General features: G+C 35.0%; 18 protein-coding genes. 11 read left to right on the forward strand and 7 right to left on the reverse strand.

What is annotated here, in order from left to right:
- Positions 1–180, forward strand: a 180-nt coding sequence (locus tag QHH19_02730; protein ID MDH7517243.1) for a hypothetical protein, incomplete at its 5' end; no start/stop codon positions are given.
- Positions 181–419: 239 nt separating this feature from the next.
- On the opposite strand, the gene thiC is transcribed toward QHH19_02730, so the two are convergent.
- Entirely contained in the window at positions 420–1,697 is a 1,278-nt protein-coding gene (thiC, locus tag QHH19_02735; protein MDH7517244.1) for a phosphomethylpyrimidine synthase ThiC, read from the reverse strand.
- 130 nt (positions 1,698–1,827) lie between these two features.
- Here thiC and QHH19_02740 point away from each other — a divergent pair, with 130 nt between their 5' ends.
- From QHH19_02740 to QHH19_02760, 5 genes are all read left to right on the forward strand, one after another.
- Positions 1,828–2,070 carry an Lrp/AsnC ligand binding domain-containing protein gene (locus QHH19_02740; protein MDH7517245.1) on the forward strand — a complete coding sequence of 81 codons (243 nt, stop codon included), beginning with the start codon at positions 1,828–1,830 and terminating at the stop codon, positions 2,068–2,070.
- Between the two features lie 9 nt (positions 2,071–2,079).
- Entirely contained in the window at positions 2,080–3,333 is a 1,254-nt protein-coding gene (locus QHH19_02745) for an Lrp/AsnC ligand binding domain-containing protein (GenBank protein MDH7517246.1), read from the forward strand.
- 55 nt (positions 3,334–3,388) lie between these two features.
- Positions 3,389–4,489 (forward strand): aminopeptidase, encoded by a 1,101-nt coding sequence (locus QHH19_02750; GenBank protein ID MDH7517247.1) that lies wholly within the window; start codon positions 3,389–3,391, stop codon positions 4,487–4,489.
- Between the two features lie 71 nt (positions 4,490–4,560).
- Positions 4,561–5,994, forward strand: coding sequence for an amidophosphoribosyltransferase (gene purF, locus QHH19_02755; protein ID MDH7517248.1), 1,434 nt, complete (start codon positions 4,561–4,563; stop codon positions 5,992–5,994).
- 21 nt (positions 5,995–6,015) lie between these two features.
- Positions 6,016–6,324, forward strand: a complete 309-nt coding sequence (locus QHH19_02760; GenBank protein ID MDH7517249.1) for a MarR family transcriptional regulator — start codon at positions 6,016–6,018, stop codon at positions 6,322–6,324.
- A gap of 205 nt (positions 6,325–6,529) precedes the next feature.
- Here QHH19_02760 and QHH19_02765 read toward each other — a convergent pair whose 3' ends face one another.
- Positions 6,530–6,943: a hypothetical protein gene (locus QHH19_02765; GenBank protein ID MDH7517250.1), complete on the reverse strand. Its 414-nt coding sequence runs from the start codon at positions 6,941–6,943 to the stop codon at positions 6,530–6,532.
- Between the two features lie 110 nt (positions 6,944–7,053).
- Here QHH19_02765 and QHH19_02770 point away from each other — a divergent pair, with 110 nt between their 5' ends.
- Positions 7,054–7,839, forward strand: coding sequence for an S-adenosyl-l-methionine hydroxide adenosyltransferase family protein (locus tag QHH19_02770; protein ID MDH7517251.1), 786 nt, complete (start codon positions 7,054–7,056; stop codon positions 7,837–7,839).
- On the opposite strand, the gene QHH19_02775 is transcribed toward QHH19_02770, so the two are convergent.
- The 3 genes from QHH19_02775 to QHH19_02785 all read right to left on the reverse strand — a co-directional run bounded on the left by QHH19_02775 (position 7,840) and on the right by QHH19_02785 (position 10,490).
- Positions 7,840–8,391: a flavin reductase family protein gene (locus QHH19_02775; GenBank protein MDH7517252.1), complete on the reverse strand. Its 552-nt coding sequence runs from the start codon at positions 8,389–8,391 to the stop codon at positions 7,840–7,842.
- 40 nt (positions 8,392–8,431) lie between these two features.
- Positions 8,432–8,650: a DUF357 domain-containing protein gene (locus QHH19_02780; protein ID MDH7517253.1), complete on the reverse strand. Its 219-nt coding sequence runs from the start codon at positions 8,648–8,650 to the stop codon at positions 8,432–8,434.
- 100 nt (positions 8,651–8,750) lie between these two features.
- Positions 8,751–10,490, reverse strand: coding sequence for a hypothetical protein (locus tag QHH19_02785; GenBank protein MDH7517254.1), 1,740 nt, complete (start codon positions 10,488–10,490; stop codon positions 8,751–8,753).
- 316 nt (positions 10,491–10,806) lie between these two features.
- Between QHH19_02785 and QHH19_02790 the strand changes: the two genes are divergently transcribed.
- From QHH19_02790 to QHH19_02805, 4 genes are all read left to right on the forward strand, one after another.
- Entirely contained in the window at positions 10,807–11,220 is a 414-nt protein-coding gene (locus QHH19_02790) for a TrmB family transcriptional regulator (protein MDH7517255.1), read from the forward strand.
- Positions 11,207–13,471 (forward strand): efflux RND transporter permease subunit, encoded by a 2,265-nt coding sequence (locus QHH19_02795; protein ID MDH7517256.1) that lies wholly within the window; start codon positions 11,207–11,209, stop codon positions 13,469–13,471. Before QHH19_02790 ends, QHH19_02795 begins: the two co-directional genes overlap by 14 nt.
- Positions 13,472–13,570: 99 nt before the next feature.
- Positions 13,571–14,185, forward strand: coding sequence for a hypothetical protein (locus tag QHH19_02800; protein ID MDH7517257.1), 615 nt, complete (start codon positions 13,571–13,573; stop codon positions 14,183–14,185).
- 37 nt (positions 14,186–14,222) lie between these two features.
- Positions 14,223–15,638 (forward strand): potassium transporter TrkG, encoded by a 1,416-nt coding sequence (locus tag QHH19_02805; protein MDH7517258.1) that lies wholly within the window; start codon positions 14,223–14,225, stop codon positions 15,636–15,638.
- Between the two features lie 5 nt (positions 15,639–15,643).
- Here QHH19_02805 and QHH19_02810 read toward each other — a convergent pair whose 3' ends face one another.
- Entirely contained in the window at positions 15,644–15,925 is a 282-nt protein-coding gene (locus tag QHH19_02810; protein ID MDH7517259.1) for a hypothetical protein, read from the reverse strand.
- Between the two features lie 5 nt (positions 15,926–15,930).
- Positions 15,931–16,373 (reverse strand): dolichol kinase (locus tag QHH19_02815; protein MDH7517260.1); only part of this gene is annotated, 443 nt, incomplete at its 5' end.

The raw sequence follows: 16,373 nt of genomic DNA on the forward strand, positions 1-16,373 counted from the left end.
GAAGCTGTGATAGGTGCTGAGAAACAACGCCTCGGATACGTATTATCTTCTAGAAGAGATGATCTGCAGAATAAGGAATTACGTTTGAAAGTGATATGTTATGATCTCCTAGTGTTAAACAAGGTGAAGGCATCATTTCTTTTGGGTGAGCCACTACTAATTCCTGTAGAAGCTAGCTGAAATAGTGATATAATTGAACTGGATGTTTAGAATTATCAGGTCTTATTGTTAATCTAGGTTATATCAAGTGGATGAGATTTAGTATAGAGAACCCCTAATTTTACTTTATAAAATGAGGGTTAATGACTAAATAAATGTATTTTTTTTATGTTGAGTCAATATAATTTTTACTTTTCACCTCACTATTATTCGGACAACGCCCTTATTTTCCTCCTGAAAAAGTTTATATCTCTCCCTATTTACTGTTTTATATATTTTTTTACGATTTCAATTGCGCAGAGTTTCCCACACATAGAACAAGCTTTTGTATCCTCTACAGGCAACCTTTTCTTCCTGTATTCTCTAGCTTTTTTAGGATCTATACAAATCTCAAACATTTTATTCCAGTTTAGATTCTCACGCGCTTTACTAAAAGTCGCATCAACGCCCCTGTCTATGCCTCTTGCTAGATCCGCAGCATGCGCAGCTATTCTAGCTGTAATAACTCCGTCTCTAACATCGTTTTTATCAGGTAAACACAAGTGTTCCGCTGGTGTCACGTAACAGAGAAAATCAGCACCATAAAAACCAGCAAGTGCACCACCGATCCCGCCAACAAAATGATCATAACCAGGTGCTATATCAGTAACTAGCGGCCCCAGAACAAAATATGGTGCATCTCTTGTAACTGTTTTCATCACCTGAATATTAGCTTGGATATCATTGAGAGGCATATGACCTGGTCCTTCAACCATAGTTTGTACACCTCTTTCTCTAGCTTTTTCAACAAGCTCACCAATGATTAGTAGCTCCTGGAATTTAGCGCGATCATTGGAATCATACAACGAGCCAGACCGCATACCATCCCCGAGTGAAAGAGTCATATCATATTTTTTTGCTATGTCAAGAAGATAATCAAAGTTTTTGTACAGTGGGTTTTCTTTTTTGTTATGCAGAATCCAGGCCATATGAAAAGCTCCGCCACGAGAAACCATTGGTATAAGACGTTTCTGTCTTTTTAAACGTTCAACACTTTCCATGGTTACTCCAACATGGGCAACAGCAAAATCCACACCCTGTTTACCATGTTTTTCAAAAGAGTTAAACATGTCATCCTCAGTCATCTCAACAATAGAACCATGTTTCTCAATAGCTTTTATACCAGCTTGATAAACCGGGACTGTACCAAAAGGTACATCAACTGTTTTAATCAGTGATAAACGAATTTTATCAAGATCACCACCGGTTGACAGATCCATCACAGCATGCGCACCTGCTTCAACAGCAATTTTTGCTTTCTCAACCTCTTCCTTGATATCACAGTACTCCCTTGATGTCCCTATGTTCGCATTAACCTTTACCCTCAAACCCTTGCCTATGCCAAGTGACTCCGGTGAATGAACTGGGTTAAAAGGAATAACAATATGGCCTGATGCAACCCTTCTCCGAACTGTTTCCAAATCTATCCTCTCATTTTTTGCAACCATCTTCATTTGCTCTGTAGTTTTTCCCAGTTTTGCTTCAGATATCTGTGTCATAAACAACCTCCCTTAATCAGATAACACTATTTTAATACTATCAAACAATTACCCATATATAACCTAGTATAGATACCTTTATAACTTGGTTTAATATTTGCGCCGAGAAAAACTAAGGTGGGAATAAATTATGATAAGCGCCTACATACTTATAACAATGCAACCAGGGAAAACAGATAAAGCAATAAAAGAAATGAGAAAAATCGAAAACATTGCAAAAATATCGGTTATCGCAGGGGAGTATGACATAGTTGTTCGTGCGCAGGTGAAAAACCTAGAGGAACTACTGGATGTGACAGATAAAATTCAGATGATAGATGGTGTAACTAAGACAACAACCCAGATTATAGAGAAAGAAATAACATTATCATGAGACTAGACCATGATAATAAGAAAAAAATACCTATTTTACACATTAGCTTTTACTTCTGCTTTTATTGCTGCAGCAGTCACAAGCCTCGACAGCTTTGTTGGTGCCCAACCAGCGTTTCAACATGATCCTTGGGCGTTTGCATTTTCCCTCTTTTTTATAGGAGTGTTCATCGCTCTTTTGGTAACACTGATTCTTTCGATTCCTTTTCGGAAAAAAAGTATTGGGTCCAAAATTATTGACCCTTCTTTTAAACGTTTACGTCTCATTAAAAAGCATGAGCTGAAATACAATGTTGTCGCAGGGCTTATGAATGCTATCAACACAGTTGGGTATTGCGCAATTGTCTCAACAGTGCAGGATCCTTCGGTCATCCTTTCTTTTTCTCAGATCGTTATTTTATATCTACTGCTCATGGAATCTATAACTGAAAAAGATGTTCCTACGCTTGTTGAAGTTCAATCATCAGTTATTGTTGCATTTGGTGCGATTCTTGCATCAATTAGTTTAACAGGTGAAGTTGACTTTATCTCTATCCTCATCGTTTTTATCGTCTTAAACCCAACATGGGCTATTTTTTCGATTTACCAGCGTAAACTAAAACTTATGAAAATTAACAATAAACCAAATGATTCCATTAATATTAGACTATGGAATGTTATATTCACCTGCGTTTTCACAGCTGCGATACTCTTCTTCAAAGATATATTTACTTCAAGTAACCATCTCCTCACAGCTATCACAGTCTCCCTTGACCCGCATTATTTTATGTTGCTTGCTGCTACGATGGGGACAACGTTTTTCGCTTATGTATTCTATATAAGATCTCTTGGTTTAGGTAAAGCTAGTGTTAACAATGCGATCCGTGCATCAACAATTATTTTCGCTATACCATTCACCATTATTCTCCTGCATTTTGGTTACATCACTGAATTGTCAATGGAACCAGTAATGCTATTGATTAAAGTCATTGGTATGATACTCATTATGATGGGAATTATTTCTTTTGCTCTCACAGCAGTAAAAGCATATATTTTCATAACTGTTAAACCAGGTTATCCTCTTAGAGAGACAATGGATAAGTTGTGGAGCATACGTGGTGTTACACACGTATCAGCCACATCAGGTAAATATGATTTCATTGTAAAGGTCTCTACGCGTACATTGATGAAAGGTTATGAAAAAATCGTTAGAAAAATAGAAGAAATCGATGCAATCAAAAAATATAGATGGGAGTCTGTTTTGAAAGACTGGGAAAACATCTAATCAGTTTAGGAAACACTTTTATCATTTCAGCTGTTTCCGTTTTCTGGGTTTCTTTATGATTGACAGACGTTTGGAGAAATATGCAAATATATTGGTAAACCATTCATTGGCATTGAAGAAAGATGATTTGTTTGTTATATCAGGTGGCATCCTTGCTGCACCTTTGATAAAAGAGGTTTACAAACAAGCTATAGAGGTTGGCGCAAACCCCTATGCAAGGGTTGGTATCGATGGCCTCAGCGAGATATTCTATAAATACTCTTCTGAAAAACAACTGAAATATGTTTCACCGATTTCAAAGTTTGAGATCAAAAATATCGATGCACAGCTTTCTATTATAAGCCCAACTAATACACGTAGTATGACTAATGTTGACCCAAAAAAACAGGCGATAAGTAGTGTTGCTCATAGAGAGATACATGACATATTTTTAGATAGAGCCGCTAAAAAAGAGCTTAGGTGGTGTCTCACAGAGTACCCGACTAATGCTGCAGCTCAGGATGCCGAGATGTCACTTGATGAATACGAGAACTTCATTTTTAATGCAGCTCATGTTAATGCAAAAGACCCGATTGGTTATTGGAAAAAAGTTTACAGGGAACAAGAAAAAATAAGGAAGATGTTGAACACTAAAAAGAAGATCCGTGTTGTAGCAGAAGACACTGATCTGACCATTTCTGTTGCTGGTAGAAAATGGATTAACTGTTATGGTAAAGAGAATTTCCCAGATGGGGAGATTTTTACTGGTCCTATTGAGAATTCTGCAGATGGTTTCATTAGTTATTCGTTTCCAGCATCACATGGTGGACGTGAGGTTGATGATATCCAGCTGTGGTTCAAAAAAGGGGTTGTTGTCAAAGCCAAAGCTTCCAAGGGAGAAAAATTTTTACATACAATGTTAGACATGGATGATGGTTCACGTAGAATCGGTGAGTTCGCCTTTGGTATGAACCAGGGTATTAAACGGTACATAAAAAACACGTTGTTTGATGAGAAGATTGGCGGTACGATACACATAGCTGTTGGTAGTGGTTATCCTGAGACTGGTAGTAAAAACAAGTCTAGTCTACATTGGGATATGATGTGTGATCTTAGAAAGAACGGTGAGGTTTATGCTGATGGTGAGTTGATTTACAAAAAAGGGAGGTTCCTGTAGTTATTTTCTTTTTTTTTTAAACTTTTTTTAAATAATCTATAAATAATGCTTGTTTTATTCCCCTGTTTGTAATGTGTGGTATTGTTGGTATTATTGGGGGAAAACCTGTTTCTCGGCTTATTTATCATAGTTTGTTTTCTATTCAGCATCGTGGTCAGTCATCTGCTGGTATGCTCACCTATGATGGTAACATTCATGTGACTAAGGATGCTGGTTTGGTTCGAGATGTTTTTAATGAAGAAAAAAAGATCAATAAACCCGGGAATATAGGTATTGGGCACACACGTTATTCCACAGCTGGTATGGATGATCTTGAGTCGTTGAAGAGGAATGCGCAACCAGAGTACCTTGTAAACCCTTTTTTAGCAGCGGTTCATAACGGTAATATATACAACTGCTTGGAGTTAAGTAAAACCACTAAAAGACAACCTAGGACAGAATGTGATATACAGTGGCTTCTTCTACCTATGGCAGATGAGCTTTATAAAAAAGAGTTGACTGTTGAAACGATTTTTAAGGCATGTGAAAACGTTATGCACAAGGTCAAGGGTAGTTACTCTGTTTTATTTATTGCCGACTCAGGTGAGGCACCGTTTCTTTTTGCTGTGACCGACCCACGTAAAATCAGGCCTCTAGTACTTGGTAAATCTAATGGCATGTACTGCCTCGCCTCTGAGACTAGGGTTTTCAAGAAAATCAACTTCGAGTACGTAAAAGATGTGCTAGGTGGATCAATTGTAGTCATCGATAAAGACGGGAACATTTATGAGAAGCAAATAGTAAAAAAACAGGAGATGCCATGTATGTTCGAGTTTGTGTATTTCGCGAAACCTGATTCACGTATAAATGATCGATCTATACATAAAACAAGAGAAGAGATAGGGCGTTTACTTGCGCAGGAACAACCAGTTGATGCAGACATAGTAGTCCCAGTACCTGAATCTGGTAGAAGATACGCTTTAGGTTTCTCAAAGGAATCAGGTATACCAATTGATGAGGGTATAATGAAGGACAAGGATGAACGCTCATTCATACAGCAGACACAGGAAAGTAGAGACAAGGTTGTATCAGAGGGTTTATCTTTCTTGCGTTCTGTTCTAGAAAAAAAACGTGTTATCCTAATAGATGATTCCATAGTAAGAGGAACAAACATAAGAAAAATCGTTCGAGGCATAAAAGACGCTGGAGCAAAAGAGGTACACGTAAGAATAGGTTGCCCGCCACTAATAGCACCATGCTACCTAGGAATTGATATGAGAAGCAGAAAAGAGTTCATAGCCCGGAACGAGGATGGTAGCATCAAATCATGGGAAAAAATAGCCAAAGAAATAGGTGCAGACTCACTAGGATACATAAGCATAGATGGTTTGAAAAAAGCTATAGGTTTCGAAGTCTGCAAAGGATGCATAGAGTTCCCAGAGGGATACCCACCTGAGATGCATGATGATGTAAAAAAAATGTTTAAAAACGACAAAAAAGGCGTAAGAGCCTATGAATGTATGTAACCCAAAAACTTTTTTTGATCGATGATTGAAATAACAACTGGGACAATAGATGAACAGATCATAAAAATATTACTAAAAACCTATCCAGTAACAGTAAATGACCTAGAGAAAATTTTACACCTACCAAAAACAACTATCATGAGGTTTTTACAAAAACTCCAAAGCAAAGGAATACTAAGACTAGAGCCATTACCAGATAAAACATACATACGCCTACTCAGACACGATTTTAGCTTCATAGGTAAAAAACATCAAAAGAAATTCATAAAACATAAAACTACAGGTAAAAAAAGGACACCAAAAAATTATGAGGGGATTATGTACACCTAGGAGTAAGACTCAACCACATTAACCCAGATTATAGGTATCTCATCTGGGATGTTTTTCCTTAGAACCGCGTTTTTCTTTCCCATAAACTTCCCCTATACAACTATCTTTGTTTCTCCCAATATATAAACATTTTGTGCAAATATGCCAAAATCTACTAACCATTTTTTAAAAAAATGAAGTATGTCTCCCCGTATAATCTTTTTTTTTATCCGATTATCTGAATAACCTGCTTGTTTACAACCAAAAACTCTACAAGTTCACCAGACTTCTTCAACTTATTAAGAGTATCAGAATTGAGGGTATGTTCATATTTTGATATAACCCTGCTTCCACTGGGGGACCAGCTGGCTAACTCAACGTTTTCTTCATCAAAATTTTTTACACTACCAAGTATCGTAAACGACTCAACATGTAGACTAAAAGGACAATACGTACACTCGATAACTGTATCATAAGGTACATAAGCACTTTCAGCATCAGACACAGGTTCAACTTGTACTAAAACAAGGTTTCCCCCACATTTCGGGCATTTCATAGACTTATTACTCTTTTTCTCCCATAAATCCGCTAAAATTTCGATATCCTTTTCATCATACTTGGTTTTAACTAATTTCTCCATCCTTTATATTATACATAGTTCTTACATAAATACTTTTGCGAAAAACCCGCTTTATTCGCTATATTAAATAATCAGTTAGATATTTTGTATATTGCGCTGAGGAATAGGTTATGAAAATAATAACGCTTTTAACTGATTTCGGCTCAAAGGATGGGTACGTCGCTCAAATTAAGGGCGTAATATCATTTATAACAGATGCAAGGATCATTGACATAACACATGATGTTACGCCCCATAACATAAGAGAAGCAGCGTTCATATTAAGAAACACTTCACCATACTACCCTATTGGGACAGTGCATCTAGCTGTTGTAGACCCAGGGGTAGGTACTGATAGAAAAGGTTTGATAATAACAACCAAAAGTCAAATACTAATAGGGCCAGACAATGGTGTTTTAATACCAGCTGCTAAGTTTTTAGGGGATTTAACTGTTTATGAAATCAAAAACAATGAGTATATGCTAAAAAATGTTTCCAACACCTTCCATGGACGTGACATATTTGCTCCAATTGCTGCTCATATAGTAAATGGTGTTTCTTTTGATAAACTAGGTGATAAAACAAAAAATTTTGTTGACCTAGATTTTGGAGAAACCTGTATGTCAAAAAAAGACATCACAGGAAAAGTGGTTTATCTTGACCATTTTGGTAATATTATTACAAATATAGATGGAACATCAGTGAAAGAAGTTTTAGACTATAATAAAAAAATTAAACTGTCTATAAACAATAAACCAAGAGAGGCGGTTTTTGTAAAATCATATGGTTTTACAAAAAAAGGTCAGTTGTTAGCAACTATCGGTAGCAGTAACTATTTGGAGATTAGTATAAATCAGGGTAACGCAGCACAAAAACTAAACGCTAAACCAGATGATAAAATAAAGATAACATTTTGACTAGAGCCACTTTTTCTCTTTTTTATCAAGAGTAGTATAAATGTTATCCCCAACATAATATGTGGGCTGAATTTTCTCGTTATCAAGTAAATCATCTACAAATGCATTCTCATCTAATAGTATGTTGACAACTTCCCCTACAAATAATGTGTGATCCCCGATTGGTAAAGTCTTGGCTAGTTTACACTCAAGATGGGCGTAGCATTCTTTTATCAAAGGAGCTTTCACCTTCTGAGCTGGTATTAAAGTCAGTTTTGTTTCCCCTATTTTATTCTTTTTTCTCCCAGAGTATGTTCCACAGAAATTTACTTTATCAGCTAGCGAGTAAGGAACGAAATTTACAACAAATTCTTTTGTTCTTTCAATGAGTTCATGTGAATATCTTTTTGGTGCCACAGAAATACCATACAATGGTGGTTTCCTGGAAATAGTTGTATGCCACGCAATTGTAATAACATTAGTTTTTCCTTTTTCATCATTACATGTTACCAGCACCGCCTGTGTTGGAAACGCATAATGGTAGAATTTATTCAAATCTCCATTGATTTTCATAATTTACATCTCCTCCAATTTTTAAAAAGAGAACATGTTTTTAAAACTTTATAATTGCATCTAAAAGACCATGTGCATAGTTTATACAACCAAAAGCAGTGAAATAATCTTTTTTACCAAGATAATATTTAGAATCCTCGTAGTACTGTTTTGCTAGTTCAACAACTTTGCTGTTCTGGGTTTTTAGTTTTTCATTCATGTTACCGATGTTCTCCTCAAACATTATGATGTCTTTTCTTATCCTTGTTTTATCGTCCATACTATCATATTCAGTAAAAGCACTTTAATTGAAATAATTTTTCAACTAAAGATAAATAAAAAGAAGAGAAAAAAGAAAAATGGAAGGTTTTTAGTTTGTTTTAAGCAACAGGTTTTAATCTTACTATTCTACCTAATACAAATCCTTTGAAGTTTTCTTCAAATGTTTTATCTCCAACAAGTACTGTTACTTTTACTGTAATTTTTCCGAATGCACATTTTACCGATCTTTTTCTTGTGCATATCGATGCAGAGCCACCTGCTTTTATCTCTTTAAATGTTTCAGATACGTTTAGATTTACTCTTTTCAACACCCCGCCACTCACTAATATGTTACATTTAACATTAGATAAATTTTCATCCCCGGTATTAGTTATACTTCCGCAAACACGACCGATACTCGTTCTCATGAGATTTATATCAATTTTTATTGGTGGTGCAGGTGGTCTGTATGTTGAATATATTTGTGCAGTATCGCTTCCAGAATAATCGTTGCCATTTGAGTAAGCGGTATAGCTAGCTGTGTTTATGCCACATTCTTCGCAATCACCGGTTATTCCCGTTACTAGAACATTAAAAACTATTATCATAGTGTCACCATCTTCCAGATCCTCTGTGAGGTTCCACCATGCTATTTTTTTGTTTTCTGAGATATCTCCCTTTATAGATGTTTCATATACCTCGTTATCACGTAAAATAGTTAATTTAGCATTTTCATCTACATGTTCTAATACACATGGTAATTTGTCCATAATTCTTATTTCAGTTAGGTTATATACTCCATAGTAAGTTAGATCTATTTTGTATTTTATTGTGTCATTGACGTACACATCTGCTTTTTCGACATAATTTTCGCCATCGTAGACTTTTTTATTAAAGATTGGAGCATGTGGCGTACAAAACACTGTTGCATAATCAGATCCATACAAGTGAGTACAGCATTCGCAGCTCCAAAGGTCTACGCAAGCATAATTTTTAACAAAATATTCCTCTTGGCAATATCCTATTACGATAGCGTCAAATTCTATAACAATGCTTTCGCCATTATTTAGATTAAAACGTGATTTAGTCCAATCGAATTTAACATATTTAAGGTTCTCTGAAACTGTTATCTCAGGGGGATCAAAATTGGTGCTAGGATAAGTTATTTTTACATTATCTGCATAATCAAGACAGTTACATTCACATTCACTTGAAAAACTGTCTTCTACAACCATGCATTTCATTAGATCTGTACCATGGTAGGTTATAGTTATCTGGAATCTTACTTTCTGTCCTTTAATAACCCAATCTAGTTGTTTAACCCATTTTTCGTTGTCTGGATCCCATACCTTTTTTTCAACTTCGACAGATGGATTTACAAAAACTGTTGCAGTATCATTATCGTGCATCTGTTTATCTGTGCAACATTCTTTTGCAGTTACTGCAACTGAGTTGACGTTTTCACCAAGGCCAACTACCTTTGCATTAAATTCAATAATAAGTTGTTGACCTTTCAATAGTTTTGTTTCTCCAAAATCCCAAACTATTATATTCCCATTGATAACCGGTTTTTTATCTTCAGGTTGCACAGTTCCTATATATTCTAGGCAATTTGGTAAATTATCTGTTACTACTATATTTTCTACGCAATACTTGCCAGTATATGTTGTAGTTATTCTAAATTTTACTATATCCCCATATACTGCCTCTATATAATCTACCCAGTGTTCTCCATTATACACTTGTTTTATAACAGAAAATGTTTCATCATCTGCGACAACAGATGGTGTTGCTATAAATATTGTTGAAGATATCATCAAAAGCGTCATAATCAAGCTTATTTTAGTTTTTCTTTCCATTTATTTTTTTCCCCCAAATTTCATTTATATCTGGTAACCTATTTCTTTTTATATACTAAAGCCATCAATAATATATATATAGTAATATTTTAATCTATCGGTATTTCTTTCATAACCTTCATTCTATTAAATTTCTTATAGTTGTAATTATTAGAAATTGTTTACTTTTAACTGATTTATATGTTTGCTATTAATTTTATCGCCTTTAATCCGATAAAATATTTTGTCGTTTTAAGCCCGACAAAATAGAAAACTATTTAAACCCACAAAACAACTTATTTATTAAATAAAATAAATAAAAATGGTGTAAATAATAATGCAGGAGAAGCCAGCTAGACTAGACAAAAGCCTCGAAAAAATAGTACTTGAGATACTTAAATCTAGAGCGAAAGCACGAATATATGTATATCTAATTGGTAGAAATGGTGCGAAGAGTGAGCAAATCATAAAAGGTACAAAACTACACCCTAGCACTGTACGAGAGATGCTATCTGATATGCATTATAAAAAGTTGATTTACAGAAAAAAAATCCAGAAAGATGGTATAGGAAAAAACCCGTACATGTATTTTGCAATCCCTCCTGTAGAGCTTCTAAAAAGATACAGAAATGAAATGGAAGATAGACTAAACAGACTTGCGAGATTGGCTTTTTCAGCAAATAATGAAACATATAATGGGAGTGTTAAAATCAAGATTATTGAGGGCCCAGAGAAATATGAACATAGTTAGACCTTTAGCAAAAATGTTGGTTAAACGACCAAAAACGGTCCTCCTAGTTTATACCATAATTACCATCTTGATTGGTCTTAACATTCAAAATATTTACATGCAATCTGATTTATCTAAATTTTTACCTAGTGATGACCCAACAATACAATTATGGGCTCGGATATACAAGGAGTTCCCAATAGGAGCTACTATCATCGTGTACATTGACCAAACACACAAGTCCTATGATATTAGAGACTTTAGGGTTTTAACTGAGATGGATGAAATCATTAGAGCAGTGGATCCTTATCCTGATGGTAGGGATGGTGTGTCATCTGTTCAAAGTATTTCGAATTATATTAAAGAAGAAAACGCGAAACAGTGGATCCCCGGTGGTCTCGGTGGGACAGGAAGAAATGAGATACCAACTCCATATAATGCTGGTAATTATGAGGAACTCATCGCTAGGTATATGACTCGGTTGAAAACTGAGGAGACAAAGGGTGTTCTTTATACAAACGACTATAAAGTTGCTGTTATAGTAATCCAACTAGCAAGTGGTGCTAATTACTATGATATCTTAGATAAAACTAAGTTGGCTATAGAAAACAGGGGAACTAGTTATTCTGATATGTTTGTAACCGGTACATTTGCGGTGCAGAAAGCAATGCAAGAACGTACTTTCCAGGCACTCAAAATAGTTTTCCCATTAGCTATTGTTCTTGTAGTAATTGTTTTACTGTTTTTCCATAGGACAATCAAAGGTCTTGTAATAGGTTTACTGCCACTTGCTTATGCCCTAGTTTTAACATTTGGTATACTAGGCGTAGTACAACCTGAGCTGAGTATGTTGTCTATTGCTGTCGTTGCGTTATTGGTAGGTCTTGGTGTTGATTATTCCATCTACCTGGCAAACAGGTTTGTTGAAGAATACACTATCCAAGATAAAATTGAGCGAGTGGAACGCACCATAGGTCGTACTGGAAAAGCAGTACTCATGTGTGCAGTTACCACAATCATCGGCTTTGGTTCCCTTATGAGCTCGTACATGCCGCCGATGGCGATATTTGGTTTTAGTTGTGTTATAGGTATCTCTTTTGCATTAATATCTTCAACTATCCTTGTACCATGTTTAGCTCTTATATTAAAATTTGAAAAACCTGAGGTAAATCATCGTTGGAAAAGATTTGCGAATATTATTGTTGAATACAGGAAAAAATTGTTTGCAGCTGCATGTTTCTTAGTTATACTATCTTTGATTCTTATACCTAATATAAGAACAGATGTAAACTACTATGATATGGCACCAAAGGGTATACCTGAGATAGAAAAACTCCTAGAATATTCAGAGAGATTTGGTGGCGGAACAAGTTTCAATGCCCTATTAGTTGAAACAGATACACAGGGGCTCACCTACCCAGAGGTTATTGATGCAATTTACAACATGCAAGTTGAGATTAGAAAAATTGGTGTCTCTGTAACCTCGATAGCTGATGAAATCAAAAAAGTAAACGAGGTGCTAGATCGAAACCAGATAACAAAAAAACTGGGTTCCATGTTTGGTGTTAGCAAAATAATATATGACCGAGTCGCTGAAACAGGGTTAATAAACAAAGATTACTCAAAAACCATAATAGTTGTTTCTTTACCTGCTGGTAAAAGCGTCCAAGAACTAGAGGCATTAGTAAATAAAATAAATAGTATAGTAGAAAATACACATATTCCTCACAATGGACAGATTTCCCAGCTCGTAGGCCAAGATGTGGTAACAGTTAAAGTTAACAAACAGATAATGAGCTCACAAACACAGTCACTTATCACCTCTTTTTTACTTGTGTTAGCATCCCTGATAATCCAATTCAACTCCTCAAAAATAGGAGTGATATCCCTAGCACCTGTTTTATTTGTGTTAGCATGTCAACCAGGGGTACTAGTAACACTTGATATACCCCTATCTGTCATAAACGTCTCAATCGCATCCATTATGATAGGCACAACCATAGATTATAGCATACAAGTTACACAGAGAGTACGTGAAGAAATTGCTAGAGGCATATCAAAAATAGAAGCAGTTAAAACCACGATAGAAACATCAGGATGGTCAATAGTTGGAGCAGCAACAACAACAAGTATCGCATTAACATCAACATTTATAGCAAACATTCAATCAGTAAACCAGTTTACTATCGTTGTAATATCACTTATTGTTTTTTCATTTGTTGCAACCATGTTTGTTTTACCAACTCTCCTAACATCAAAACTAATAGATTAACAAAAAAAAAAACGATCTTTTTAAAATAATTTAACACAGATTAATTTCACAGACTTTATAAACTAAAAAATATTACCACGGTCTGGAGAGGAGATCGAAATGGTTTTTGAAAATTTCTCACAATGGCTAAATCAATTTTCAATAGAAGATGTTTTCCGTGGAGATTTATCATCATTTCTCCCAATATTCTATCTAGCAATATCTATAGCAATTTATGCTATTCTCATCTGGCATTTCTATAGGTTTATAGCCAGAAGAGACATATTCAAACTTTCACCAAAAAAACACGCAAAAATAATATCCTTCCTTAAATACTTCTTTTTATTCCCATTTGTTGCTATTATTTTCTTTGCTGGTTTCGCAATCATGCTACTCTTTCTCACGAAAGCTTTAGAGCCATCTAGCATCCTGATCACATCATTTGCAGTAATAGTAGCAATTAGAATCACTGCATACTACAGTGAAGATCTATCGAGAGATTTAGCAAAAATGCTACCACTTGCGTTACTAGGTGTGTTTCTTTATGATCCATCATACTTTAGATGGGCCGATATAACAGACAAGATTAATTCTTTACCAAATTTTTTAACAATGGCTATACAACTCATACTCTTTATTATACTAGTCGAATGGATATTAAGGATATTACTAAAAAGCAAACAAGCAATTTCTTTAAAAAAACAACAAGCAAAAGAAAAACAGAAATCAATATAAAAACTTATAAAAATGACTATCTGGTTCTGCTGATAAAATGAAAATCAAAGCAATTTTATCTAACCTCGGATTTGTCATGCAAATCTCAGGGATATTCATAATATTCCCAATTATAATATCTTTTATCTTGAATGAGATATCTGCTACAATAGCTCTTTTCCTTGCGGCTACAGGATTTCTTGTTTTAGGTTTTCTGTTAAACGCTCTTTGTGAAAGGAAAGAACTCACATTTAAACAATCATGCGCTCTGGTTGTATTGGTTTTTTTTCTACTGAGTTTCATAGGGTCAATACCTTATATGTACATCAATATCTCAAACGGTAATCCAGTTAAAATTTTTACAGATAGTGTCTTCGAATCAGCATCAGGATACACGACAACGGGTTTCTCTGTTATATCTAATCTATCTACTACACCAAAATCAATAATCGTTTATAGATCTCTAACACAATTTATAGGTGGCTTAGGTATAGTGCTAGTATTATTAGCGTTCTTTTATCCAGAGACTAAACTACAAGAATTTTCTAGGGGCATGGGTTTTACAAAAAATCATAAAATCAAAAGAACCTTCTTCATGATTCTCTTGATATATATGGTATTTTTTGTAGCTATGATGATTATAGGTCTATTATCCGGCTATAGAGATGTAATAAACTTGTTTTCATTCATCTTCTCAGCATTAAGTACAGGCGGTTTTTCTCCAATTGTTGATATTACAAATGTGGCTACACAATCGCCTCTGGGACTCATACTTATTGTCAGCATGGTGTTAGGCGCATCTAACTTCTTAATATTAGCAGGTCTATTCAAACTTAGATTTAAAGAATTTTTAAAATCTGAGGTAACTGTATTTCTTTTTATGGCTTTTATTTCTATTTCGATAGTGACGATCTTTTTTTCATATTCATTATTTGATTCGACTTTTCATGTTATCAGTGCTATGTCTACAACAGGATTCAGCTATCTCAAGGTTTACGATTTTTCAGGTAACCTAAAATTATTCTTAGTCTTTCTAATGTTTGTTGGGGGAGCTAGCTTCTCAACAGCAGGTGGAATAAAAATCTATAGATTTCTTTTACTTTTCAAGGTAACGAAAAAAGTTGTGACAGACAGTATAACACAGAGGGATACCACAGTTAAACTCTTTGGAAAAGAATACACAAACGCTGAACTTATTCAGGTTGTTACAATGGTTATTTTGATGGCAGGCATAATACTCATCTCAGCGGCTATCGTAAGCTCATATGGGAACTCACCGATAGACTCAATTTTTGAAGTTACATCGGCCATAGCCACAACAGGTTTAAGCGTAGGTATAGCTGGACCAAGCCTAGCAATGGAACTTAAATGGCTGTTTGTTTTATTAATGATATTAGGGAGAATAGAGATACTTGCGTTTTTGATAGCTTTCTCAAGAGCAAAAGAACCAAAAGAAGTTTGGTCAGCAAACTAAAATAATTAAACCTTAAAATGGCGTTTATCTTTTTTATAACGAATCAAAGACGATACAAATGGAATATCAAATAAAATATTACCGACTAAAATGATAACTCCGAGCATTAGCTGACCATTAAGATCTGAGACTCCAAGAGAGTACCCTCGATTGAACCAGTCAAAAACTAGAAAGCTGCCCACTAGCAAAGGCAAAATAATGAGCATAGGTGCAAAGAAAACTTCTGATTTAACAATTTTCATATTATTATAATCAGTTTTCAAATATTCTTTATCTTTAACATCCATACCAATCACCATGGCATCTTCACTGGATAAATTACTATATCTGGTGAACTAAAACCAGTATAACCTAAGCTAAACCATATAATCAACAACAAAACAGCTGGTAACATTTGAATCATAAAGTCATCATCAATCCACCAAAATTTTTTAGTCTCACCAACAATAGCACCAAAAGCACCAATAATAGAAACAAAAAACATAACAAAAAAATCTGCTTTATACCAAGCAACAACAAAGAAAAGCATACAAACAAAAAAACCAATGACATGAGCACTTTTATGACCAAAACGAGAACGTATCTCACCGATAACAGGATCACCAATAGATGCACAGAGAATACACGGTATTGCTATCTGCTGTGGAAAATACAACAACAGAGTAACAAGGGCAACACCAAAAAACAAATAGCTGCCAACCCTGTTTTTCTCATATATCCTAAGACCAAAAAAAT

The sequence above is a fragment of the Candidatus Thermoplasmatota archaeon genome (assembly GCA_029907305.1).
Lineage (GTDB): Archaea > Thermoplasmatota > E2 > DHVEG-1 > DHVEG-1 > JARYMC01.